Source organism: Polynucleobacter sp. JS-Safj-400b-B2, assembly GCF_018881975.1.
Lineage (GTDB): Bacteria > Pseudomonadota > Gammaproteobacteria > Burkholderiales > Burkholderiaceae > Polynucleobacter.
In genome coordinates, this window is record NZ_JACVPJ010000001.1 from 190019 (window position 1) to 214571 (window position 24553).

General features: G+C 44.7%; 23 protein-coding genes. 16 read left to right on the forward strand and 7 right to left on the reverse strand.

Going from position 1 to position 24553, the window contains the following annotated elements:
• Positions 1-37: 37 nt before the first annotated feature.
• On the forward strand, positions 38-1645 hold the full coding sequence (gene guaA / locus ICN48_RS00970; RefSeq protein WP_216151886.1) for a glutamine-hydrolyzing GMP synthase: 1608 nt from the start codon (positions 38-40) through the stop codon (positions 1643-1645).
• Positions 1646-1701: 56 nt separating this feature from the next.
• Here guaA and ICN48_RS00975 read toward each other — a convergent pair whose 3' ends face one another.
• Positions 1702-3099 (reverse strand): PP2C family protein-serine/threonine phosphatase, encoded by a 1398-nt coding sequence (locus ICN48_RS00975; RefSeq protein WP_216151887.1) that lies wholly within the window; start codon positions 3097-3099, stop codon positions 1702-1704.
• 167 nt (positions 3100-3266) lie between these two features.
• Between ICN48_RS00975 and ICN48_RS00980 the strand changes: the two genes are divergently transcribed.
• The 13 genes from ICN48_RS00980 (at position 3267) to ICN48_RS01040 (ending at position 15571) form a co-directional block, all read left to right on the forward strand.
• On the forward strand, positions 3267-3608 hold the full coding sequence (locus ICN48_RS00980; RefSeq protein ID WP_216151888.1) for an STAS domain-containing protein: 342 nt from the start codon (positions 3267-3269) through the stop codon (positions 3606-3608).
• Between the two features lie 38 nt (positions 3609-3646).
• Entirely contained in the window at positions 3647-4063 is a 417-nt protein-coding gene (locus ICN48_RS00985) for an ATP-binding protein (protein WP_216151889.1), read from the forward strand.
• Between the two features lie 183 nt (positions 4064-4246).
• Positions 4247-4741 (forward strand): arsenate reductase ArsC, encoded by a 495-nt coding sequence (locus tag ICN48_RS00990; protein ID WP_216151890.1) that lies wholly within the window; start codon positions 4247-4249, stop codon positions 4739-4741.
• Between the two features lie 83 nt (positions 4742-4824).
• On the forward strand, positions 4825-7770 hold the full coding sequence (locus tag ICN48_RS00995) for an ABC transporter substrate-binding protein (protein ID WP_216151891.1): 2946 nt from the start codon (positions 4825-4827) through the stop codon (positions 7768-7770).
• 385 nt (positions 7771-8155) lie between these two features.
• A complete protein-coding gene (locus ICN48_RS01000; protein WP_216151892.1) occupies positions 8156-8953 on the forward strand; it encodes a ferritin-like domain-containing protein in 798 nt (265 codons plus the stop codon).
• Between the two features lie 36 nt (positions 8954-8989).
• Positions 8990-10861 carry a radical SAM protein gene (locus ICN48_RS01005; RefSeq protein ID WP_255539399.1) on the forward strand — a complete coding sequence of 624 codons (1872 nt, stop codon included), beginning with the start codon at positions 8990-8992 and terminating at the stop codon, positions 10859-10861.
• Positions 10862-10925: 64 nt separating this feature from the next.
• The gene (locus ICN48_RS01010; RefSeq protein ID WP_216151893.1) at positions 10926-11627 is read left to right on the forward strand and encodes a hypothetical protein; all 702 of its coding nucleotides are present in this window, start codon (positions 10926-10928) and stop codon (positions 11625-11627) included.
• Positions 11603-12331 carry a hypothetical protein gene (locus ICN48_RS01015; protein ID WP_216151894.1) on the forward strand — a complete coding sequence of 243 codons (729 nt, stop codon included), beginning with the start codon at positions 11603-11605 and terminating at the stop codon, positions 12329-12331. The genes ICN48_RS01010 and ICN48_RS01015 overlap by 25 nt, the downstream gene beginning before the upstream one ends.
• Before the next feature lie 28 nt (positions 12332-12359).
• Positions 12360-13013, forward strand: a complete 654-nt coding sequence (gene queE / locus ICN48_RS01020; protein ID WP_216151895.1) for a 7-carboxy-7-deazaguanine synthase — start codon at positions 12360-12362, stop codon at positions 13011-13013.
• Between the two features lie 46 nt (positions 13014-13059).
• Positions 13060-13524: a 6-carboxytetrahydropterin synthase QueD gene (queD, locus tag ICN48_RS01025; protein WP_216151896.1), complete on the forward strand. Its 465-nt coding sequence runs from the start codon at positions 13060-13062 to the stop codon at positions 13522-13524.
• Positions 13525-13983, forward strand: a complete 459-nt coding sequence (gene tadA, locus ICN48_RS01030) for a tRNA adenosine(34) deaminase TadA (protein WP_216151897.1) — start codon at positions 13525-13527, stop codon at positions 13981-13983.
• Positions 13980-14924, forward strand: coding sequence for an LD-carboxypeptidase (locus tag ICN48_RS01035; protein WP_216151898.1), 945 nt, complete (start codon positions 13980-13982; stop codon positions 14922-14924). The genes tadA and ICN48_RS01035 overlap by 4 nt, the downstream gene beginning before the upstream one ends.
• A gap of 80 nt (positions 14925-15004) precedes the next feature.
• Complete coding sequence (locus tag ICN48_RS01040; RefSeq protein WP_216151899.1) at positions 15005-15571, forward strand: heme-binding protein; 567 nt, start codon at positions 15005-15007, stop codon at positions 15569-15571.
• Here the strand turns inward: ICN48_RS01040 and ICN48_RS01045 are convergent.
• From ICN48_RS01045 to ICN48_RS01065, 5 genes are read right to left on the reverse strand one after another with little or no spacing between them, the layout of a single operon-like run.
• On the reverse strand, positions 15568-16455 hold the full coding sequence (locus ICN48_RS01045) for a 23S rRNA (adenine(2030)-N(6))-methyltransferase RlmJ (RefSeq protein WP_216151900.1): 888 nt from the start codon (positions 16453-16455) through the stop codon (positions 15568-15570). The two genes, ICN48_RS01040 and ICN48_RS01045, sit on opposite strands and share 4 nt — an antisense overlap.
• A 6-nt stretch (positions 16456-16461) precedes the next feature.
• Positions 16462-17253 (reverse strand): phosphatase PAP2 family protein, encoded by a 792-nt coding sequence (locus tag ICN48_RS01050; protein WP_216151901.1) that lies wholly within the window; start codon positions 17251-17253, stop codon positions 16462-16464.
• 5 nt (positions 17254-17258) lie between these two features.
• A complete protein-coding gene (locus tag ICN48_RS01055) occupies positions 17259-18518 on the reverse strand; it encodes a glycosyltransferase family 9 protein (RefSeq protein WP_216151902.1) in 1260 nt (419 codons plus the stop codon).
• Positions 18519-18535: 17 nt separating this feature from the next.
• On the reverse strand, positions 18536-19579 hold the full coding sequence (locus ICN48_RS01060; protein WP_216151903.1) for a lysylphosphatidylglycerol synthase transmembrane domain-containing protein: 1044 nt from the start codon (positions 19577-19579) through the stop codon (positions 18536-18538).
• Between the two features lie 49 nt (positions 19580-19628).
• Positions 19629-21125, reverse strand: coding sequence for a glycosyltransferase family 39 protein (locus ICN48_RS01065; RefSeq protein WP_216151904.1), 1497 nt, complete (start codon positions 21123-21125; stop codon positions 19629-19631).
• A 47-nt stretch (positions 21126-21172) separates the two neighbouring features.
• Between ICN48_RS01065 and ICN48_RS01070 the strand changes: the two genes are divergently transcribed.
• Positions 21173-21970, forward strand: a complete 798-nt coding sequence (locus tag ICN48_RS01070) for a DUF3047 domain-containing protein (RefSeq protein WP_216151905.1) — start codon at positions 21173-21175, stop codon at positions 21968-21970.
• A gap of 7 nt (positions 21971-21977) precedes the next feature.
• Here ICN48_RS01070 and ICN48_RS01075 read toward each other — a convergent pair whose 3' ends face one another.
• A complete protein-coding gene (locus tag ICN48_RS01075; protein ID WP_216151906.1) occupies positions 21978-24257 on the reverse strand; it encodes a cation-translocating P-type ATPase in 2280 nt (759 codons plus the stop codon).
• A gap of 51 nt (positions 24258-24308) precedes the next feature.
• On the opposite strand from ICN48_RS01075, the gene ICN48_RS01080 reads away from it, so the two are divergent.
• Entirely contained in the window at positions 24309-24509 is a 201-nt protein-coding gene (locus ICN48_RS01080) for a heavy-metal-associated domain-containing protein (protein WP_255539400.1), read from the forward strand.
• Positions 24510-24553 lie beyond the last annotated feature (44 nt).

The window sequence follows — 24553 nt, forward strand, 5'->3', positions numbered from 1 at the left end:
AGCTGACATTAAGGCTGAATTAAAGACTGACTTTTTCGTGCACGACAAAATACTGATTCTCGACTTTGGTTCGCAAGTAACTCAACTCATTGCTCGGCGTGTACGTGATGGACGCGTGTATTCAGAGATTCATCCCTACGATTGCGATCCAGAATTTATTCGCAAGTTCATTCAAGAGCAGGGCGGTAAGGGCATCATCCTGTCCGGTGGCCCCAGCTCGGTAACTGAAGACGGTAGCCCGCGTGCCCCGCAAATTGTTTTTGAACTTGGTGTGCCTGTTTTAGGTATTTGCTACGGCATGCAAACCATGGCTACTCAATTGGGTGGTGCGGTAGCCTCTGCAGAGTCATTGGGCAAGGCCCGTGAGTTTGGCTATTCAGAAGTACGTGCACATGGTCATACCAATTTGCTTAAAGGTATTCAGGACTTCTCAACTAGCGAAGGTCATGGCATTTTGAAGGTTTGGATGAGTCATGGTGACTCAGTCACCTCAATGCCGCCTTCATTCAAATTGATGGCATCCACTGAATCCTGCCCGATTGCAGGTATGGCTGATGAAGAACGTCGCTTTTATGCATTTCAGTTTCACCCAGAAGTAACCCATACCATTCAAGGCGCTGCAATCATTGAGCGCTTTGTCCATGAGATTTGCCAGTGCAAGCCAGACTGGGTGATGGGTGATTACATTGCAGAAGCGGTTGAGAATATTCGCAAACAGGTCGGCGATGAAGAAGTCATTCTTGGCTTATCTGGCGGTGTCGACTCCAGTGTTGCTGCAGCCTTAATTCATCGTGCGATTGGTGATCAACTCACCTGCGTATTTGTTGACCATGGTCTACTGCGCTTGAATGAGGGCGACATGGTGATGGAAATGTTCGCACGCAATTTAGGTGTGAAGGTCATCCGCGTGGATGCTAAAGAGAAATTCATGGGTGAGTTGGCTGGCGTGGCTGATCCAGAGGCAAAGCGAAAGATCATTGGTAAAGAATTCGTGGAAATTTTCCAGACTGAATCTGGAAAAATTCAAAATGCCAAATGGCTTGCTCAAGGAACGATCTACCCAGACGTCATTGAATCTGCTGGCAAAGGTAAAAAGGGTGCACATACCATTAAGAGTCACCATAATGTCGGCGGCTTACCTGATGATATGCATCTCAAATTGCTTGAGCCATTGCGTGAACTTTTTAAAGATGAAGTACGTGAACTTGGTGTTGCCTTAGGTCTTCCGCGTGAAATGGTGTATCGCCATCCATTCCCAGGCCCAGGCCTTGGTGTACGTATTTTGGGCGAAGTGAAGGCAGAATTTGCTAGCTTGCTACAACGTGCTGACGCTATCTTTATCGAAGAATTACGCAATACGATTGATGAATCAACCCAGAAATCTTGGTATGACCTCACGAGCCAAGCCTTTGCCGTTTTCTTGCCGGTAAAGTCTGTTGGTGTAATGGGCGATGGTAGAACTTATGAATATGTTGTCGCTCTCAGAGCAGTGCAAACCCAAGACTTTATGACAGCGCATTGGGCCCATTTGCCACATGAACTTCTTGGTAAGGTATCTAACCGCATCATCAATGAAGTGCGTGGCATCAATCGAGTTGTATACGACATCAGCGGTAAACCGCCAGCAACGATCGAGTGGGAATAAACAATTTATTGCTCAAAATGGGTAGTGTTGCAACCCATCATTTTGGCTGCTTCTGCTTAATGATATTGAATAGCAAGAAGGGTAATATCGTCTGACTGGGTTGTTGATTGGCAATGAAGATCAATATCTGTCAGCAACTTATTAACAATTTCTTTGCTGGTCATTTGAGAGTTCGATAGCAATCGACTTACTCGATTGATTGAATAAAGTTGACCTTCGATACTTTCAGCCTCAGTGACGCCGTCTGTGTACAGCAGAAGTGTATCTCCAGTGTTTAAAGTTGTGCTTCCTATGTTATAGCTATTTACCTCATGAATACCTAAGATCATATTTCTAGGGCCGGGTAGAGGCGTGAACTCTTGATTGTTATTTGCAGTTAACGGGGCATCATGACCAGCATTGATATATTGGAGTTCACCAGTGTGTACGTTCAGGATGCCGATAAACAAAGTGACAAACATATTGCTGTCATTATTTTGGCAGAGCGCATTATTAACAATCCTTAAAGACTCCATCAGCTCAGTAGCCTTGGTGATATTGGAGCGAAGGAGCGTCATGATTTTCATCATAAATAATGCTGCTGGTACTCCCTTGCCAGAGACGTCACCAATTGCTAATGCAATGTGATCTGAATCAATTGAGAAGGCATCAAAAAAGTCTCCCCCCATTTCTTTTGCGGGCCTGGTAAATCCATGGGCTTGAATACGCGTGTGCTCAGGGTATAGATTTTCTCCTTTGGGGATCATATTCATCTGAATGGCGCCTGCGATCGTCACCTCATTTTTTAGACTCTCGTGAATCTTCTTTTCGACCTGTCGTAGGCGTTCAATCTCTTCCTCAGCTTTTTTGCTGTCAGAGGTATCGCGAACCATACCTAAAAACATTAATTGACCGCCGATGATCATGCTGCTGGAGATTAAATCCATTGGAAACTTCTCTCCATTGGCTCTCACTCCAACCACCTCGCTTTTACTATTGTTAAAAGCAGGTGAATCATGACCATTGGCAAAGTTTTGTATTCTGTCCAGAAACTCATTTGCGTAGGATTTATCTAGTAGAACTTTGAAGTGTTTGCCAACGGCATTCATGGATGATTGTTGAAATATCTTCTCTGCCGCTGGATTAAATTTAACAATCACACCTTCTTTGTCAATCATAATCACGCCATCAAGCATGTTATCAATGACATCAGCAGCTTGGCTATGGGCTTCTTGTAATTCTTGATTTAAGGAATTTGTTCTTGCCCGAATGAAATGGGCTGTAATAGTTGCAAAGGTAGCTGTGACGATTACCGTAATAGTGTGTGATTCCCAAAGAGTGAGTTGCCCCTTGAATATGGTTTCTTTTGCCAGTTCATACAAAGCCATCAATATCGCAACACACAAATATGTTCCAACCAATTGCTTGATTGAGTAGGTGGATCTGTGGAGGAGCGTTTTGGGTGTCTTAGTCATTGATTCATATGGTAAATGACATTGCTTCTAAGGCTGGAATGCTAGCAAGAAGAACGTATTGTCATTAAAGTGTCATTATTTGATAAGATACTTGTAAAATTTGGTGTTTATTTTAGATAAGCATAGCTTAAATTAGACACTTCACTTAATTTCACTAAATTCACACCATGCCTATAGACTTCGCAGATAAAGATAATCTCAGACTCATTATGATTGACGGCCGACTTGATAGCGCCGGGTCTGATGAGATTGCCATGAAATTTGCAGCTATGTCATCAGGCGCAAAGCCAGCAGTAGTTGTAGATCTATCAAAAGTTTCTTTCCTTTCGTCCATTGGAATTCGGTTGATTATTCAAAATGCAAAATCCCTCCAAAACAAGGGTGGAAAAATGATTTTGTTTGTTGGAGACAACGAGCAAGTAAGTACGACCTTAGACTCGACCGGCATTAGTACTTTAGTACCAATGTTTTCTGAACTCACACAGGCCGAACAAGCCGCTGTAGCTTAATTATCTGATTTATTATTAATTTAAAAATGGGGGCGCCCTTGTCTCAATTTGCTATTAATGCAGATCGTTCCGAAATCAGATCGGCTTCCAGTTGGCTTGAAAAGACCTCCTTGGAGTACGGGGTGCCAACAAAAAAAGCATTAGTTTTGGATCAATGTTTGGATGAGGTTTTGATGAATATTGTGATGCATGCTGGCTCAACTGCCACCCAAACCCCGGTAGAGCTAGAATTTACTATTAATGGCGCTGAGGCTGGCAAAGAGATTGCCATCACTGTGAGTGACTCTGGAAAGCCTTTCAATTCAGCAGAGGCATCACCAAAACCCAAAGCAATCAGCCTTGAGGAGGCTGAGCCAGGTGGATTAGGTTTAGCCATCATTAAAGGACTTTCAAGCCGTTTGGCCTATGAGTTTAGGAATGGCCGTAATTTCTTAACATTTGCCATTTTGGTTTAAATGGATCAAATTGGTGCTATCCGCTCCTCATAAGCCGTCAAAATTCTGTCATAGTTTTGTCATAAATTCTCAATAGACTGCAGAATGTTCGCATTGAGAAGATCAGCCGAAAAACCTAATCTAAGGTTTTCATGCCTGCTCTTTAATAGAGGCGGTATGTAAAAAAATTCTATTATTGGTGATATGAAAAAATATAAGGTTCTCTTTTTGTGTCATCACAACAGCGCTCGCTCAATCATCGCTCAGGCTCTTGCGACGACTCATTTAAGCGGTAAATTTGAAGGATTTTCGGCTGGACCTGCTCCTGCTGAATCTTTGAGTCCTTATGCCATTGAATTGATCCAAGAGATGCATTACCAAGGTGAAGCTTTAGGACCAAAAAGTTGGGATGTATATTCATCTCCAAGCGCTCCCAAAATGGACTTTATTATTTCCTTATCTGATAGAGCGATTGGCGAAGGTGTGCCTGTGTGGCCCGGAAGTCCGGCTACCGCCCATTGGGATTTTTCTGACCCAGCGCATACCAATGGTACAAACATGGAAATTAAAAGAGCTTATGTATCTTTATTAAATGGCTTACAAGCACGCATAGATATTATGGCTGCGCTCTCTTTTGAGAGATTGGACAAATATAGACTTCAAGATGAATTAAAAGCGATTCATCAAAATTTGCAGTGATATTATTTTCCAGGTCTAAAACTGGTTTTCTAGATGTTCTCCCACTTCTTGCGCGTTTTATTTTTCTGGATTGGTCTTAAACAATGCCATCTGTGAAAAAAATTGCCAATCAACTCTCTGTAAATTTAGATCAGATTAGGCTGAAATCAAAAAAATGGAAGGCTATTGTAGTTTCCATCATCGCTGTCTTTTTGTTGGCAATAACTTTCGGCCTCACTGCTTATTTTGATTTGCCTCCGGGTTCATTGGTTTTGCATTATTTACAATCTGAGTCTGACAATCAGGCTAATTTGCTCGATGTCGTTGCCATTGCTGATTTCTCTGGCCCTACCCGGATGATTGGTCAAGATCTTGCCCAGGGATTTAAGGACGCAGCAAGCGCAGGCAATATCTCGAATGATGTACGCCTCATCATCAGGGATGACCGCGGCAATGCAAATGCAGTGGCAGCCCTTGCTGATAGTGCTGCTGCAGGGTTTAGTACGCTAGCGGTAATCGGTCCAACCCAAGCACTGGGTTACCAAGATATGACTGCATCTTTGGAAGAGGGAATGGTCCCGGGCTTGGTTCCCATTAGCCCTCCAATCATTCATCAAAATGAAAAATGGATTTTTGCTTTGCAGCCTAGCCAAGAACGACAAGGCGAGTTTGTAAGTAATCTGCTTTTGAAGGTGCAAAAATCAAATTCAACTGTATTCATTACTCTTGAGGGTGATTCAAAGAATGGTTACGCCAATGGCTTTCAAAAAGTATTTTCTAAAATTGGAAAAAATAACTTTGTATTAAAGGTATGGCCGAAGAGTGGTGATAAAGAAGCCATTGCACAACTCCTCAAGTCAATCTCTACTTTTGATTTCGTTGCGTTTTCATTGCCAACAGATGAGGCTGTTCAGTTGGTAAAGGGGTTGAAGGATGAAAATTATGCGGGGCAAATAGTAGGCTTTGGTGGTGCAAGTCTCCCTACATTCCCCGATCAGTTTCGTGAATTTCCAAAAGAACGTTTAGCCCCTGGTTTTTATACGAATGGTTTGATGAGTGTGACGCCATTCCTCCCAAGCATGGCGGATGAGCGTGCACGTGAGTTTATTAACGTTTACCAAAAACGGCGCCAAGAAAATCCTTCTTGGGCATATGCCTATGGATATGATTCTGCTTACCTATTAAGCGCCTTCATTGAAAAATTAAAGCGCGATACCCCCGACTGGAAAAAACTTCCTCCTGAAGAGATTCGTAAAAGTTTCCAAAGCTATCTATCTTCCTTGAATAGCAGTCAAGGAAAAGAGGGTGCTTTCACTGGCCGTATGCGTTTAGATCAGAATCAAGAGCGCGATATTCCGCCAACATTAGTATCCTTTCGGAACGGCAAGCAATTGCCTTATTTAACGCAGTATGGAACCGATGCTGCGCGCTTCAACTTTGCTGAGAAGGTTTCTGACAATAAAATTCAAGTTGATAGCCGAGTATATGATTTGGTCCCGGTTATATTTACTGGCCTCATCCCACGAGAAATCAGCTTTATTAACTTAGAGAAAAGAAACTTTACTGGGGAAGTTGATATCTGGTTCCGCGGTAGCTTGGCAATTGATGCTGACGATATCGTTTTCCCAGCCCTATTTACTGATAATCCCTCATTTACGGTTTTAGAGTCTTCTGACGGTAAGTATGAAAAGTATCGACTGTATCGTTACCGTGGGGTCTTCAAATTTGAGGCATTATCAAAAGACTTAGCCTTAGGTCAGTTACCTTTGTCGATTGCTTATCGACACAAAACACTGGACTCTTCGCAATTGCGTTTCGTGATTGATGAAGCAAATATTGGTAATACTGCTTCCATTATCAAAGGTATGGAGAAGTCTGAGGTCTTGGCGCCGGAAATGGATTACCGAGCAGAAACTACCAGTCTCGCAATTGAAACGGATATTGTGAATTCCCTAGGAAATCCTGCTTCAGCCACAGGCGAAAGAAGCTTTTCAGAATTTAAGGCTACTTATGGATTACGTAATAAGAATGCCATGCTTGGATCCTACTTAGGTAGTAGGTTGGATTGGAAAATCTCAAGTGGAATAGCTCTTTTGTTTGCCCTGATCGCTTGCATTCCTTGGTTAATGAGAACTTACTTTAGAAATCGCAGGAAGTTTGGGCGTCTCATCACAATTGAATCTAGCCTATTGACAGTCTTTTTTATAGAGATCTGTTTATTTTTTAGCCCTGCACTCGATAAAGTAAATGCAATCTGGCTGGTGACTATTCAAAATGCATTTACTGCCTTTTACTATTTTGCAATTGCCGCCACTTTGAATTTAGGTGTGGATTGGATGATCGAAAGACAGAAGTCAAAGAAGACGGCGCTTCAGGGCTCCTTGAGGGTACTTCTGTCTACCATCATTTATTCAACTTTTTTTGGCTTCTATTACACGGATGTATTAAACCGTGACATTCTTCCTGTCTTAGCTGCATCCTCAGTCATTCTTACTGTGGTTGGATTAGCCTTGCGTGAATTAATTTTGGATGCTTTGGGCGGAATAACGATTGGACTCGAAGGTGCAATTAAGCCTGGTGACTGGGTATTGATAAATGCCAAGGATCATAATATTGACGGCATGGTTGAAGAGCTGGGCTGGAGAAACGTTCGAATTCATTCTAGAGATGGCTTGGTACACTTCATCCCAAATTCAGTGCTTATTCAACAAACAGTCACCAATGCTTCAAGTGACGGCGGATACTCTAGAGTTGAAATTCCATTTGAAGTAAGTGCATCAGCAAATCTAGAGAGCCTAATTCAAGCAATTAGATTGGCTGCCATTGATTTCCTTAAGGACAACGAATTTGTTGATCATTCAAAATCAATCCGGATCGTATGTGAAGAGATTGAGTCCGATGGCGCGCAATTAGAGGCTCACATCTTCTATCGCGCCGATCAATCAAGAGATCAGTTATCTACATCTGTTCTTGAGCTAGTAAATCGTATACTTCGAGAGCAAAATGCCCTACCGTTCATGTCTATTTCTGTTCGAGGACGGTCAACCTAAATTACATTACATTCGTATCCAAGTATTTGGTCTCTAAACAGGGTCTGAAATATGGTGAGATTATTGCTTATACTCAAAAAAGTACGAATTTGATAGCTATTTAAGATCAAGCCAAGTGGGTAGTTCAGTTAGCAGAGGGTGGCATAAGCATTCATTAAACTATCTTTGTGCTAATTTAATGGTTGCACATCTTGTAACCAAATCCTGCGTACAATGTCGGTAAATGGAAGATCAATTTATCCTCAAAATGCCACATAACAATGCTAGTTACACAAAAGTTACACAAACAAAAACAGTAGGCGTAACCCACTGTTTTGTATGTGGTTTTAACAACGTAACTATTGAGTGGGAATAAGGGGCGGGCTACACCAGCCTACTATTTCCTATGCTTGAGTTACGAGAAGCTTCACTCGCAATCCTAGCAAGTACGGATGCACAAACTAAAGTAAGTCAGTTGCTAAAGCTGTTTACTGAATATCAAGAGCAACGAGTAACCCTGGATGTTTCTCGTAAGCTTGAATCTCAAACTCTCATTCTTCCTGGTCGCCCAGTAAAACCAGAGCTCGTACTTCCAAAGCTCGTTCCCAAAAGAAGAATGGATACGCTTGAGGGTAGAGCGGGCTTATTGCACTCTCTGGCGCATATTGAATTTAATGCCATGAATCTTGCCTTGGATGCAATTTGGCGCTTTCCAAATATGCCCAAGGAATATTATGAAGATTGGCTCAAAGTCGCTAAAGAAGAGGCTTATCACTTCAGCCTCGTAAATGAGCATTTGCACTCACTAGGTTTTTCTTATGGGGACTTTCCTGCGCACAATAGCTTGTGGGAGATGGTTGAGAGAACAACAGATTCAGTCATTGCCCGTATGGCGCTGGTACCCAGAACAATGGAAGCTCGAGGATTGGATGCTGTGCCTTCGATTCGAGATCGCTTTAAGCAAATAAAAGAAGCTCGTGCGGTTGAGATTCTGGAGATTATTCTTAATGATGAAATCGGTCATGTACTGATTGGTAATCGCTGGTTTAATTTCTTATGCACAAAAGATAATCTTTCTCCAATTTCTGCTTATCGAGAATTAGCTGCTCAATATCTTGCACCTGTTCTAAAAGGGCCATTTAATATGGAGGCACGCAAGCTAGCGGGTTTTTCAACGGAAGAGTTAGATCTTCTTGGAGCATAGTGAATGAGCATGAAGGTATTAAGCCTCATCCCACCTATGACTCAGCTGAATACGCCGTATCCTTCTACGGCTTATATTACTGGGTTTCTGAGATCGCGCGGAATTAATGCCGTTCAAGAAGATCTCGCACTAGCTCTCGTACTGAGTTTTTTTACTCCAGAAGGCATGGCCGAGATTCGAGTCGAAGCGCTTCGTGTTCCTGAAGAGAATCGCAGTGCTAGCGTGAATTTTTTCTTGGATCACTTCGATTCTTATCAAACCACCGTCTCACCAGTTATTCATTTCTTGCAGGGCCGTGACAGCACCTTAAGTCATCGTATTAATACCCGTGATTTTTTGCCTGAGGGCCCGCGGTTTACTGCGCTCGATGTATTTGAAGATGAGGAGTCTACCGATTCATTGGCTTGGGCTTTCGGTGCTCTTGGCTCACAGGATAGGGCCCGTCATTTAGCAACCTTATATCTCAATGATTTGTCTGATGTGCTGCGTGATGCAGTGGATGATCGCTTTGAATTTGTGCGTTATGCAGAATCGCTTGCAAGTAGTCAGCCCACCTTTACACCTTTAGCCGAGGCACTCAAAGCTAGTCCGACACTCATGGATTTGCATTTACAGGAGCTTACTACCAAGGCTATTGAGCGCCATCAACCAAGCCTAGTGCTTTTGTCTATACCTTTTCCTGGTGCAATGTACGCTGCTTTACGAATAGCCCAAGCGATTAAAGATGCCCATCCAGAAATCAAAATTGCCTTAGGCGGTGGGTATGTCAATACGGAGTTGAGGGAGTTATCCGATGTTCGTATTTTTGATTACGTTGATTTCATCACGCTAGACTCTGGCGAGAGACCGCTACTTGCTTTACTTGATCATCTTCAAGGTAAGCGCTCGGCAGAGCGTTTAGTTCGTACCTTTATAAGAAATTCAAAAAATCAAGTGCAATACCTGAATTGGCAAGAGCCAGATGTGCCTTTTGAGGAGGTCGGTACTGCTACTTGGGATGGCTTACCTCTCGATTCTTATCTATCGCTTCTAGATATGTTAAACCCGATGCACCGCTTGTGGAGCGATGGTCGCTGGAATAAGTTAACTGTTGCGCATGGATGCTATTGGAAAAAATGTAGCTTCTGCGATGTGTCGCTTGACTATATCTCTCGTTATGAAACTGCATCAGCCAGCTTATTGGTGGACCGTATTGAGCAAATTGTTGCTGAGACCGGACAGACAGGTTTTCATTTTGTAGATGAGGCTGCACCTCCGAAAATATTAAAAGCTTTGGCTGAGGAGCTTATTCGTCGTAAGGTACTCATCTCCTGGTGGGGCAATATTCGTTTTGAGAAAACCTTTACCCCTGAATTAGCTGACCTTTTAGCGCGTAGTGGTTGTATTGCCATGTCTGGCGGCCTTGAGGTGGCCTCTGATCGCCTTCTAAATCTAATGAAGAAGGGTGTATCCGTGGAGCAGGTAGCTCAAGTTACCAAAGGATTCTCCAATGCTGGCATCTTGGTGCACGCCTATCTGATGTATGGCTTTCCAACTCAAACCGTACAAGAGACGGTAGATGCTTTGGAGTATGTAAGGCAGCTTTTTGAGCATGGCTGCATACAAAGCGGTTTCTTTCACCGCTTTACGTGTACCGTGCACTCTCCAGTAGGCATGAATCCTCAAGAGTACGGAATTGAGTTAATTCCATTGCCTGAAATCACTTTCGCTAAAAATGATGTGCTCTTTATTGATCCTACCGGGGTTGATCATGATGCGCTGGGGCGGGGCCTAAAGAAGGCTATCTACAACTATATGCATGGCGTAGGATTTGATATTAAAGTCCAGTCCTGGTTTGATGCATTAGATATTGCCATCCCCAAGACAAAAGTGCCAAAGAATTTTATTGAAAACGCTTTATATCGATAGCGTTCAGGAATAAGTCAGATATACAATTATTTTGCATGGTTCTAAATTAATGTAGGAGCAACAAATGAATTTATCGCGACGCACATTCATAGCATCAGCTGCTTTAGCTCCAGTCGCATGTGGTGTGCCGTTGGCATATCAACGAGGAACCCCTGTTGCTCAGCCAAACACCACTCCATCTATTAGAGCCCCTCAAGTAGGGCAGGAGTGGACCTACATTAAGCGTGACGTTTTTGATGGAAAGATTCGCGGCGTCATTACCGAGCGTGTTTCTAGTGTTGGCTCAACTATTGTGATTGAGCGCTCTGACGAAAATGGTAGTCAATTGGCTAGTGAGATACAGGGTCCTTGGGGTATGGTGCAGCTTGATACTTCTTGGCCACGCTTACTGAGTTTTAAGCCACCTATTCCCTTGTGGCCACTAGAACTATCCTCCAGCTGGAGCAAGCAGGTCACCACCAAATATAGCTTGGGTGGGTATTCTGAAAACTCCTATAACTGGCAGGAATACATGACAGCGCATGGTTGGGAGCAAATTACGGTGCCTGCAGGAACCTTTTTAACGTTACGTTATCAAAACCTCATTAACTATGATAGTGAGGATGACAATAAGGTGAACTGCATACGTAAAGAGACTCTTTGGTTTGCTCCCAGCATCGGTCGCTGGGTGGCTCGTGAGTCTTCTGGCTCCTACATGATTCAGGGTCAACTAGGTATGCCAAATTTAGAGGATAGCTTGCAATGGCAGCTGAGCTCCTACAAGTGATGCGCACCTATAGATTTGCATGTTTCTTAGCACCATTTTTTTTGGTAGGGTGCATAGCTACCCAGCCCTATCCCAGGGGCGTAGCAACCACTCAACCAGTACCAACTCCTAACGTTAGAGCGCCTAATGTAGGGCAAGAGTGGGTATATCAAGTTCGTAATGTATTTAATCAAGAGATAGTCGATACGATCACTGAAAAAGTAGTATCCGTGGGCAGTGAAGTACGTATAGCGCGCTCCGGAGCGAAAGCGGGACCGCTCCCTGATGAAATTCAATCGCCGTGGGGTTTTGTGCTGCAAGATCCCCATTGGAACCCAGCTCAGAGATTTTCCAAACCCATTCCCATTTGGCCACAACAAATGCAAGTTGGTTGGAATGGATTTTTCACTGCCCAATATCAAGTACCCACTTATCCGGATGGAAGTTACTACTGGGGTCTTGGGATGACTGCGACTCAATGGGAGCGCATAAAGACGCCTGCCGGAGAGTTCTTGGTATTGCAATTTCATAATGAGATACCCAATTTTGTAAGTAATGATCTATTTAGAGTCGGTAATGTTCGGCAAGAAGATCTCTGGTTTTCGCCGGAGATAGGCCGATGGGTTATTCGGAGAAGTTTTGGGCGGTACATTACCTCAGGCGTATATTGGGTAAATGCCTTTTGGGAGGATTACCTGGAGTGGGAGTTAATCTCCTGGAAGTAGGCATTGCGCTTAAAATAGGCGCATTGCTATGTATACCGTAAAAGAACTATTCCCCACGCTCCAGGGCGAAGGCGCCCACGCTGGTAGGGCGGCAGTATTTTGCCGTTTTGCTGGATGCAATCTTTGGAGTGGGCGTGAAGAGGATCGAGCCACAGCCATTTGTCAGTTTTGCGATACCGATTTTGTTGGCAGCGATGGCTCGGGCGGCGGTAAGTTCGAAACTGCGACTTCACTTGCAGATGCTATCGAGACTTCATGGCGAAGTACTTCTGCCGGACCTCAGCAGCGATATGTGGTTTTCACTGGAGGGGAGCCGCTCTTGCAACTGGATGATGAGTTAATTGCAGCACTTCATCAGAAAGGTTTTGAAGTAGCAATTGAAACGAATGGCACTATTAAAGTTCCCAAAGGGGTGGATTGGATTTGTGTAAGCCCTAAAGCTGGCGCTGAGTTGATTGTTCTTCAAGCAGATGAGTTAAAGCTCGTGATTCCACAAACCAAGCACCAGCCATTAGAAAAGTTGATGGCGCGTTTTGAGGGAATGGATTATCGCAATCGTTTTTTACAGCCGATGGATGGCCCAAACCTTAAAAGCAATACTGAATTAGCTGTCAGCTTGTGCCAAAGGCGTCCCCTATGGAGATTAAGTCTGCAATCCCATAAACTGATTGGGATTCGGTAAATTAGGCAAGCCTTAGCTAAGCGCAAATTGATTAAATAAGCACCTCATGACAAATAAACAACCAGCCATCTCCATTACTCGACGTCTTGAGTTTGACTCGGGACATCGCATTCCCAATCATGATGGTCAATGTCGTCATCTGCACGGACATCGTTATGCAATTGAAGTTACGCTTACTGGAGAAGTGGCGGATCATCCTGGTAAAGCGGACGACGGTATGGTGCTTGACTTTGGCGATATCAAACGATTAACTAATCAATATATTGTGGATCTTTGGGACCACGCATTTTTGGTGGCTAAAGAAGATGAAGGTTTAGTAGCTTTCTTAGGGACTTTACCGAACCATAAGACAGTCATCATGGAGCATGTGCCTACTGTAGAAAATTTGGCAAATGCTGCCTTTACTATTTTGCAACCAGTCTTTAGTAAGGCATTTAACGGTCGCTTGGAACTCTCTTCCATTCGTCTTTATGAGACGCCCAATTGCTGGGCAGATGTTCATTCTGCTTAAATGACCCAAGTAGAGCTTGACCAGCAATTTATGCGCATGGCAATTGAGCAGGCTCAGTTAGCGGCGCAATCAGGCGAGGTTCCTGTGGGTGCGGTGTTAGTGCGGGATGGCCGAGTTATTTCCAAGGCATTTAATAAGCCGATTGCTAATCATGATCCTAGTGCTCATGCTGAGATGTTGGCTATCCGTGAGGCTTCTCTAGTTGAAGAAAATTACCGCATCCCTGGAAGTACTCTATACGTCACCCTTGAGCCTTGTGCAATGTGCTCGGGTGCAATGCTTCATGCCAGGATTGATCGAGTCGTATATGGCGCCTCAGACCCTAAAACAGGGGCTGCTGGCAGCGTATTAGACCTATTTTCTTCTAAGCAAATTAATCACCAGACGAGTGTCGAAGGTGGCATCATGAGTGAAGAGTGCGGTCAATTGCTACGTGATTTTTTTAAGGGGCGACGTTGAAATCCATTCACCTCATAGCTCCATCAGGGGCAAGCTTGGATAATAAAAGTCCTTTAGCCGGTATCAACTGGCTGGAGGGGCAATCTATAGCCGTCCAGAATCAGGATTGCGTTCAGCGAGTGTATGAACGATTTGCGGGTGGTGACGAAGAGCGTCTTGCTGAGCTAAACCATCTTTCTAAATTAGAGCCTCAGTCCTTGGCGATGGCTATGCGAGGTGGTTATGGTCTTCATCGCCTACTTCCTGGTATTGAGTGGGATGCCATTGCAAATGCTATTCAGAAGGGCTTGCAAGTATGTGGCCATAGCGACTTTACGGTCTTTCAATTGGGGCTATTAGCAAAAACAGGTGCTATTACATTGGCCGGTCCGATGCTCAACTATGACTTTGGGCGACTGGGTGATGATGGGGCAGCGGTAGTTCCTGATGAATTCATGTGGAAACATTTTCAGGCTGCTGCACAAGACCGAAAACTTGATTGTCAAGTAACGGCTCCACAATCTTTTTTAGGTAAAGAAAGCTCACATTCTTTGACGGGTCTGTTGTGGGGCGGCAATTTAACGATATTGGCTGGTTTAGTTGGTACGCCATATCTTCCTTCTGCTAAGCAAACGCAGGGCGGACTCTTATTTCTGGAAGATGTGAATGAGCACCCATATCGAATTGAAAGAATGTTGATGCAACTGTTGGATGCAGGCATTCTCTCCAATCAGGGTGCAATATTGCTGGGCGGGTTTTCTGCTTATCGTCTTTACGACAACGATAAAGGCTATTCACTCGAACGGGCTATTGAGGCTATCCGCAAACGTCTACCGCAAGAAATTCCGATCTTAACTGGCTTACCCTTTGGTCATCAGGCAAATAAATTAACCTTACCTGTTGGCGCTCAAGCCGACTTAAATTTCAATTCAAGTGGATTTCAAATTAAAGCGCAGTGGTAATGTTTAGCGACCATCGTTTAAGTCATTCTTTCTTGAAGGGCGCTTTCATATTTATTGCGCTCATATCTGCAGGAGCATCCATGGCAACTGAAGAACCAAAGTATTCTGTACTCGAAAAAGAGTCTCCTTTTGAAGTCCGCGCTTATGCTCCCATGATTGTGGCCGAGGTACAAGTCGATGGCGATTTAGACGAGGCCTCTAGTCAGGGATTTCGCTTGATTGCAGCGTATATTTTTGGTCAGAATCAAGTGAGCGAAAAAATTGCCATGACGGCCCCTGTGATGGTGGAAGATCAAAAACAAAAGAGTGCCAAGATCGCCATGACTGCCCCTGTTGGGATTGAATCTAACGCCGGCAAATGGACTGTGTCATTCGTAATGCCTGCGGAGTACACCATGGAAACAATTCCTAAGCCAATCAATCCACAGGTGCAATTACGTCAAATTCCTGGAGTAAAAAAGGCGGTAGTCAGCTTCTCGGGTTTTTATAATCAGCAGAAAGTTGCTGAGAAAACGTTAGAGCTTGAACAGTGGATGAAGGCCCGCAATCTTCTGGGTGCAGGAGCCCCGAATTTTTCACGTTACAACCCGCCTTGGACTTTGCCCTTCATGCGGCGTAATGAGGTCATGATTAACCTGCGTGACTAGTTTTTCGCTTCAAAGCTTTTTAAAACAAATTGGCCGCCACCATTTATGCCTAGGGCCTTAGTCAGAATCGGCAAAGCCTGCGCGAGGTGTTTCTCTAGAGTCCATGGCGGATTAATGATGAACATACCGCTTGCCTGCAAACGACGCTCACCTGGTGCATTTTCAACACGCAATTCGGTATGTAGCCAAGAACGCTTATGAGCCGCTGCAATCTTTTTGAGGCGATCAGGTAGTGCTGCTGATTCTCTTCTCGAGAGTACGGGGTACCAAACGGCATAACAGCCAGTGGCAAAGCGTTGTAGGGCTTGTTCCATGGCAACTTCAAGGAAACGATAGTCTTGCTTATCTTCGTAAGAGGGATCAATCAGCACCAAGCCACGTCTACTAGGGGGTGGGACTAAACCCTTTAGCCGGGCAAAACTATCTTCAGCATAAATATCGATCCGTTTAGACTGTTTCAGTTCGCCAATTTTGTGGCGCAAAATATCAATCTCTTTAGGGTGTAGCTCAAATAGTTTGAGGCGGTCTTGCGGACGTAATAAGCGAGCCAGAATAAACGGAGAGCCTGGATAAGTAGAGAGTTGTCCCTCAATATTCTCAGCTTCAATACAGCCTACATACTCTTGAATGCTCTCTGGAATTGGCGTGTTAGTGCGCTTGCAGGTATCAATATATTGCATCAAGCGAAAAATACCGCCGTCAGCCTCTTTACTTACTGTGGAGAATCCATCTTGTAGATTGTAGATACCAGCACCGGCGTGGGTATCCACCATCGTGAGTGCACCAGGCTTCTCTTGTAGATAGTTCACCAAATGAATTAAGGTGAGATGCTTAAGGATGTCTGCGTGACTTCCAGCATGAAAAGCGTGTCGATAGCTAAACATCTTTTATTATTTTGCCTTGCTGGGTATCTGGGTAAATTGCGCCTTAATATAAAAGACGAGGGTAGTAGCCACAATGGCAATAGATAAATATTGCAAAGGAAGATTGAGCTCTAAGTCCATAACTTGAGTAAGGTGGGCATACATAGCCACAACACCACCAAGCGCAATGAGGTGTGCCCAAATCTTTTTTGGGTCTAGCTGGGTCTCTGGCAATTGGTTTGCTATTAAAGCTCCAAGCATTCCGCACCAGATGCCAAAGCCTGCACCTCCTACAACATCTGTTAGCCAGTGGGCCCCTACAGCGCTACGTGATAGGCCTACTAATAGCGCAAGTAAGAATAGCGGTAACAGAGCTATACGTTTGTTCTTTTCAGTAGAAAAATAAAAGGCACTAGCAATTGCAAATGCAGTCAGCGTATGACCTGAGGGAAAGGCTTTATAGAGAAGTGCTTCGCCAATACGATAAAAACTTCCATCGGTTAAAACACCAGCAGGCCTAGGTAGATCAAAAATCTTCTTTAAGAGGGTGCTTGTCAGCGCCGCTATAGCCCCAGCAAAAATACCTGCTGAAAGTAGGCGTGGAGCAATGAGTAATAGCGGGAAAGAGAGAGCAAATAAGCCCCAGCCAATACCAAAAAAAGTTAGCCAAGCCCAAACAGTGTCAGGGAGTAGTTGTGTAAAGCTATTAATAAATAAAAAACTACTACTTTGAAATTCGCCAAAGTAGATTAGAGCAGCGAGCGCAAGAGGGGCTAGTGGAATGAACCAAGCAAATGCAGGAATTGCTTTGTTATTCATCCAGCTTAGCGAGCCTTCTCTTTATCAGCACCTTCTAATTGCTGAATTACTTTATCCAACACTTGTGTGACAGTAATAGCTTGCATACACACATTGTCATGACAAGGTGTTTTGCGATGATTGGCAGCGCTCACGCAGGGTGAGCAGGCAAGGTTTGCCGTAATAGCGATGGAGTTGCCAACTGACCCATAAAGGGCTGGAGTCTCAGGCCCAAACAGCACAACAGTTCTCAAAGGTGTAACTGCAGAGAAGTGGCCAGGACCGGAATCATTTGTCACCATCACATCTGAAAGGGTGTAGAGCGGTGGCAATTCGCTAAAGCTGACCTGACCAGCAAAGTTCAATGCATTTTTAATATTAGCCACAGCGCGAACTTTTTCTACATACACAAATTCAGCGGGTGAGCCAGTGATTAAGATGAGATCGCTTGGATATTGCTGGTGAATTGCTTGGATCAACTCAGAAAAACGTTGTTGTGCCCAACGGCGCTGAGGAAGTAAATCGCTTGCATTCGGGTTAATTAGAATCAAACGATCTTTACCGGGGGTGTAATCGATACGAGCTTCCTGGGCCATCTTCTCAATACGCTCACGAACCTTTTGTAGGGCCTTTGGATTAATGATGGCCTGCTCTAAACGTACCTCTGAATCCTTAATCTCAATCTTGCTAAAAGGCACTTCAATCTTTTGGGCAAAGGCTGCATGAATTAAAGACAGGAAATTCTTAGTAATGTGAATGTGTGGATTGTAATGCACCTTACGGGTCAGCATGAAGCCACGCCATAGTCCTTCGCCGTGATAGATGTGATATCCCACGCGACGACGTGCACCGCACATCCCGGTCAGTAAGGCGGTAAAGCGAGAGAATAGCTCTAAGTCAATAACGGTATCAATACGGTGCTTGCGAGCAATAATCAAAAAGCGCAGCGTATCCTTAATTAAACCACCCAAGCTTGATGAATCAATGGTGAAAATATTTTCTGGCTTGACGGTATTGAGCAACGTCAGGCTGGCGCGATTACTTTTGAATATTAGGAAAAATAATTCTGCTCCGCGTGCTTTTGCATTTCGCATTGCTGGGTCAACCAAAATGGCACTTCCCATTTCGGAAAGTTCAATAAAGAGTAATTTCTTTGGAGTCTCTGGACCACGACCAAAGATATTTTTTACGCCATCAATGAGGGCAATAAACGGGCTGACGATGGCACAAAGAGGCACACCAACCCAGTGGTCGATGGCGCGCATAGTGTTGACGCTAATAGTCATAGTTTTACTCTACAGAATTATTTTCGTTTTAATAAAAAATAGGCACCAGGCAGCACTGATAGAACAGTAATTGCTCCATAGCTAATAGAAGCTAGCACTGTTAATGATGGGTTGACACCCCATAGGGCCAAGACTGAAGATAGAGTGGCTTCGCGCAATCCCCATCCTGAAATACTAATGGGAAGCATCAGCAGTAAGCTGAGTGCAGGTAGGCCAATCATTAAACCTTCAATCGGTGCGTCTACCCCATAAGCTTTCAGGCAAAACAGCAGGGTCAGAATAGTAAGAAAGTGAATGCCAATCGCTAAGCATGCTTGGGCAATATTGTTTGGCCACGCAAATGCAAGGGTGATGCCTGGCATTGCGCTATGCATATTGAAACGATCTAAGAATTTTTGCAGAAGTTGCTTACTAGGCTCCCAGGCTAAGATGAGAGCAATTGCTACGCCTGCTAACAACATTATTGCCATGACCGCATAGCCAAGGTCTTGGCCCCAAGTGGCTAATGTCGCGCCGCCTAATATCAAGCCAATTCCGCCAAGTAAGTTATTGCCTGCCAAACCGAGAAGGCGATCGACAAGTACCATCGAAAAACTTAAACGTAATTTAGGGGTAGTTTGCTCAAGATTTACTGAGTGATGCAGTTCATCATCTAACTCTTTTGTTTCTGACAAATTACCCGTGCTGGTTAAATGCGTGGCAGTGATAGCGCGATAACTATCTCCACCTAAAGTACTTGGCAAACCTTGATTGATTAGGCCACCAGCAAAATAAAGACCAATGTAGGAGCGTATGCGGCGTGGAAATCCTACCGCTTGCATAAATAATCCCCAGCGATAGCCACCGCAAATAAATGCACACATCATGCTTGCCAAAGCCGCCAAGAACCAAAGGGGCTGCATCTGAATATGGCTATCAAATAACGAGTGCCAATCAATTCCACTCGTAGCTTTCCAAAGTAGAGCGATGGATAGCAGAACACGAATTGTGGGCCAAGCTCTTTTGAGAATGGATTTCCACCCCGATTGGGTTTTGGGGGTGGGTTGGACTTGTGAACTCATAAGCGTAAGGATAATGCCTTGGGCGCCTAAGGTCTTGAATTTGGGGGAATTACTCCGTTCCGCTGGAGCCTTGCCAGTTACTACATAGGCTAAAGTCAAATTTTGATAAAACTCGGCCAAAACGCTCAATCTCTAGGGTATCTAAGGGCTCGCAAGCCGCAAAAGCCGATTGATTACCTACCGGCATAGGGTGAGGCATGCCCGACCAGTTAATGAGCAGTACATTTGCGCCTTTTGGTAGATCTCCAAACCAAAGATCGAACTGATCTTTCCGTTGATCTAAAACAAATACCGGGGTGGGGGATGCATACCAAGCAGCACGACTACCTAGTGTCCAGTTTTGAACAGCAATACCATCAGCTTTGGTGGCCTTACTGAGTGTCGCAGCTTTTTGACCTGCTACTTTCCAGCCATACAAATCCGCTATAGGATTTGCTTTCATTGAGGCTGAACTAATGCCGCCAGACAATACATAGCCAAAGCCGATGCAACACAGAGCAATTTGGATAAAAAATAAAATACGAATCCAACGACGATGTTGAGTTGCCCAGACTTTTGCTAAACCAATTCCGGCAAATGGCGCAAGGCAAAACCAGGCAGGTGAAGTCCAGTGAGGAAGTCCTCCGCCGCCGGATAAGCTGACAAAGATTGCGAATGGAATCACAAAGAATCCGAAGAGTGCAAGCATTGATATTTTTGTTGCGTGCATGCAGTTTTTTAGGAATATAAAAGACCCCAAGATAAAGAGAGGCCCAAAGACTAGTATTTGAATCCCAATATAGGCACCGAGTCTGCGCCAGAGCCATTGGCCACCACCACCGTGGGCCAGTTGGTACTTAAAGGAGATCCAGTCATTTGCCCAATTCCAATACAAGACCGGGGTGATTAACACTAGGGCAATCATTACGGCCAACCAAAAACCAACTTTAGTTACCCATGATTTTCTGGGTGCGCTCAGGAAAACAAATAACAATGCAAGCGCAGTAAAAAACGCAGTGTATTTGCTGAGGCCTGCTAATCCTAATAGGATGCCGGTAATAATCCAGTCGCTCAGGCTAAATTGATCTTTACTTAACCAGCGTAAAGCCATCAACATCAAACCTAAACTCAAAGGTGCTAATAGAGTATCTGGCAGTAAACCAATTGCCAAAATATGCAACATGGGTGCGGCAACCACAACCAAGACTGCTAATAGACCACATAAATTGGCGGAGGGGAGTGCGCTCGTTAGATAGCCTGCGTTTCGTCCACGAATAAAGTGATGTATTTGAACTGTCACCTCATAAACCAAATAACAAGACAGTACCCACAGTAACTCTGGAATAAAACGAATAACGCCTTCTGACGAGCTGAGGGCTACCAGGGGCCACTGAATCCAGCCGACCAAAGGTGGATGATCAAAATAGCTCCAGGCTAAATGTTGGGCATACAGAGCGTAGTGAGCCTCATCAACCGAAAACTCTATTGAAAACCCCAAAACCAAATGCACTAATGCGGCAATAAAGACGCAGATCGCAGCCCAGCTAGAAGGTGATTGTTGGCGCATCAGGTGATTTTAGACTCACGCAGAGCATTCTTTGGGACAATTGACTGATGTTGAAGCTGCGCTCTCTGCTTTTCGTTGTTGGCACGACCCTATTTTTGGGTGGATGTGCTGGCTTGAGCAGTGAATCTGTACAAAACGAAGCTGGCCAGCCATTTAATGCAGATCAATTGCCAGCCCAAGATGAGCTGCCTAAATTCTCGGCCGAGACCCCGCGTGATGGTATGCCCAACGGCTGGAATTTCTATCGCATCGCCCCATTTAAAAAGAATACGGTCTATCGCCTCGAAAACTATCAAGGCAAAACAGTGCTTAGCGCGAACTCCAAAACATCTGCTTCTGGGTTAGCTGTCAAGTTACGCCCGCGCCAGGCTGAAAATGTATTTCTGCAATGGGAGTGGAAGGCGCTAAGCCCAATTGTTAATGCTGATAACGCAGATGGTTATACAGACGATGCACCACTTCGCATCTTGGTTGCGTTTGATGGCAATAAATCCAAGCTGCCCTTAAAGGAAAAAATGACTTTTGAGATGGCCAATCTCATTAGTGGACAAGAAATGCCTTATGCCACTTTGATGTATATCTGGTCAGGAAAATCTCCTATCGATTCCATCATTACCAATGCCCATACTGCTCGAATCAAAATGATTGTGGTGGATTCTGGTTGGGATAATTTAGGTGAGTGGCACAAGCATCAACGCGATTTAGCTGCTGACTATAAGCGCGCTTATGGCGAAGCTCCGGGGGAGATTATTGGTATTGCCTTGCTTACGGATACGGACAATACCAAGTCAGAAACGCGTGCCTTTTACGGCGATATTGAATTGATTCGCAAGAATCAAAAATAATCCTTACCTATCGATGGATAGGGCGCCAACGTTTCAGCAGTAGTGCATTGCTTAGAACGCAAAAGCTTGATAGCGCCATGGCGCTTCCAGCCAGCATAGGCGAAAGATAGCCCAATGCAGCCAGTGGGATACCAGTGGCATTAAAGATAAATGCCCAGAATAAATTTTGCTGAATCTTTTTCCAGGTCCGCCTAGAAATATCAATCGCATTTGCGACTAAATTGGGATCACCTCTCATTAAAGTGATGCCGGCAGCTTGCATAGCTACATCAGTGCCAGTCGACATCGCCATACCAACATCTGCAGTAGCCAGAGCAGGCGCATCGTTAACGCCATCACCCACCATTGCCACAAATTGGCGTTCACCATTTTTGGATTGAAGTTTGCGAATAATGTCAGCCTTATCGCCCGGCATCACTTGTGCAAATACCTCTTCAATGCCAATCGTTTTTGCAACACGATTGGCGGCTGCAGTATTGTCACCAGAGAGCATCACTGCACGAATATGTAGTTGATGTAAAGAGCCTATTGCTTCTTTGGAATTGTCCTTAAGCTCATCCCCAAATGCAATGATGGCAATGGGGGATGAGGGTGCTGAGGGTAATGCGTTATTCATGAATACGCTAACGGTTTGCCCAGCATCAAAACATGCTTGCGCTTTTTCTAGTATTTCAGGGTGATGACTGCTGCCCCCCAAGGATGCAATGCTTTGTAGGCTAAGACTTTGATCTGCAAAAATACCCGAGCTTGGTTTACCGCTAATACCAATACCAGGCAACGCTTTGCTATCGGCTGGGGTGATCGGACTCAAACCTTTTTGTTTGGCGGCATCCAACAGTGCTTTTGCAAGAGGATGTTCACTTCCGAGTTGCAGGCCTGCAGCAGTTGCCAAGATGTCATCCTTGGTAACCTCGCTCGAAAGAAGAATGATCTCTAGTAATCGAGGTTTGCCAATCGTGAGTGTGCCCGTTTTATCAAAGGCAACTACGTTTAAGCGATGCGCTAACTCTAGAACCTGAGGATCTTTTATAAGAATGCCAAAGCGTGCTGCCACTCCAGTACCAGCCATGATGGCTGCTGGTGTTGCAAGACCTAAAGCACATGGACAGGCAATTACAAGAACAGAGACTGCTCTCAAAATGGCAATCGATGCTGAGTCTAAATAAAACCAATTTGCTAATCCAGTGATGAGTGCAATCACAATAACGCTCGGTACAAAAATAGCGCTGACTTGATCAACCAATTTTTGTATAGGAGCCTTTTGAGTCTGCGCATCTTCTACCATGGAGATAATTTTGGAGAGCACACTCTCTACCCCTACTGCTTGGGCCTCTATGACCAGTAGCCCTTCGCCATTGAGGGCGCCGCCAATGACCTTTTCGCCAACATGTTTTTTGACGGGATTACTTTCACCGGTGAGGAGGGATTCATCAACATGACTGCTGCCACGCAAGATGATTCCATCCACGGGGATACGCTCACCAGGTAATACCAATATGCGATCTCTTGGAAATACTTGATCCAGAGGAAGGTCGCGAAATTGGTCTAGTGGCGATTCATCGGTAATGCTGACATTTCGATTAATAACCTTGGCGTGCTCGGGCCAAAGTTTTTGCAGTGCGCGAATTGCTTCACTAGTTTGTTGCTTTGCTCTAGCTTCCAACCATTTGCCAAGCATGACCATACAGATGATGACTGCTGATCCTTCAAAATACAGTTCGTGGCTTGCATGGGGTGATGCAATCATTTGATACACACTTAATCCGTATGCTGCGCTCGTACCAAGCGCTACCAATAAATCCATATTGCCAACACCCGACATCAGAGATTTGAAGCCCGCTTTATAAAAGCGCCAACCCAAGAAGAATTGCACTGGGGTCGCAAGCAGGAGTTGCCATTTTGGTGACAGTAACCAATGAATGCCTAAAGGCATCAGGAACATGGGCAAAAAGAGTGGGGCGGAGAGAGCAAAGCCCAGAATGACCCGGCCCAAGCCATCAGCCCCCCAAAACAATTTAGAGGGGGCTATTTCTGGAATGACATGGGGGTTGCTGATTTTGGCTGAATAGCCTGTTTTTTCTATCAAAGCGATGATTTCATCGGGTGTGACCCCAGAATCGGCTTTTAGGCGAATTTTGGCCTGCTCGGTGGCTAAATTCACGGTAGCGGCCTCAACCCCCGGAATCTTGTCTAAAGCCTTCTCAACCCTGCCAACACATGAGGCGCAGGTCATGCCGCCGATATCGAGAGTAAAAAGCTCTGGATTAGTGTCTTTTTGGGGGTTCATATAGAAGATAATCTACTCCATGCAAGCCGTATTCACATCTAAAAGGCCTATATGTTGAGTTTGAAAGTATCTGGTATGACCTGTGGAGGCTGCATTAATGCTGTAACTCGGGCAATTCAGGCTGAGGACCCGCAAGCAAAAGTGCAGGGGGATTTGGCGAGTCAGACTATCACGCTCGAAACGACCTTAACTCCTGCTCAGGCAAGTCAGTTGGTAACAGACGCTGGATTTCCTGTAACAAATGTAGCCTAGAGCGCATTGATATTGGCGCCGATAAGCAATTTTTTGCTGGCGCG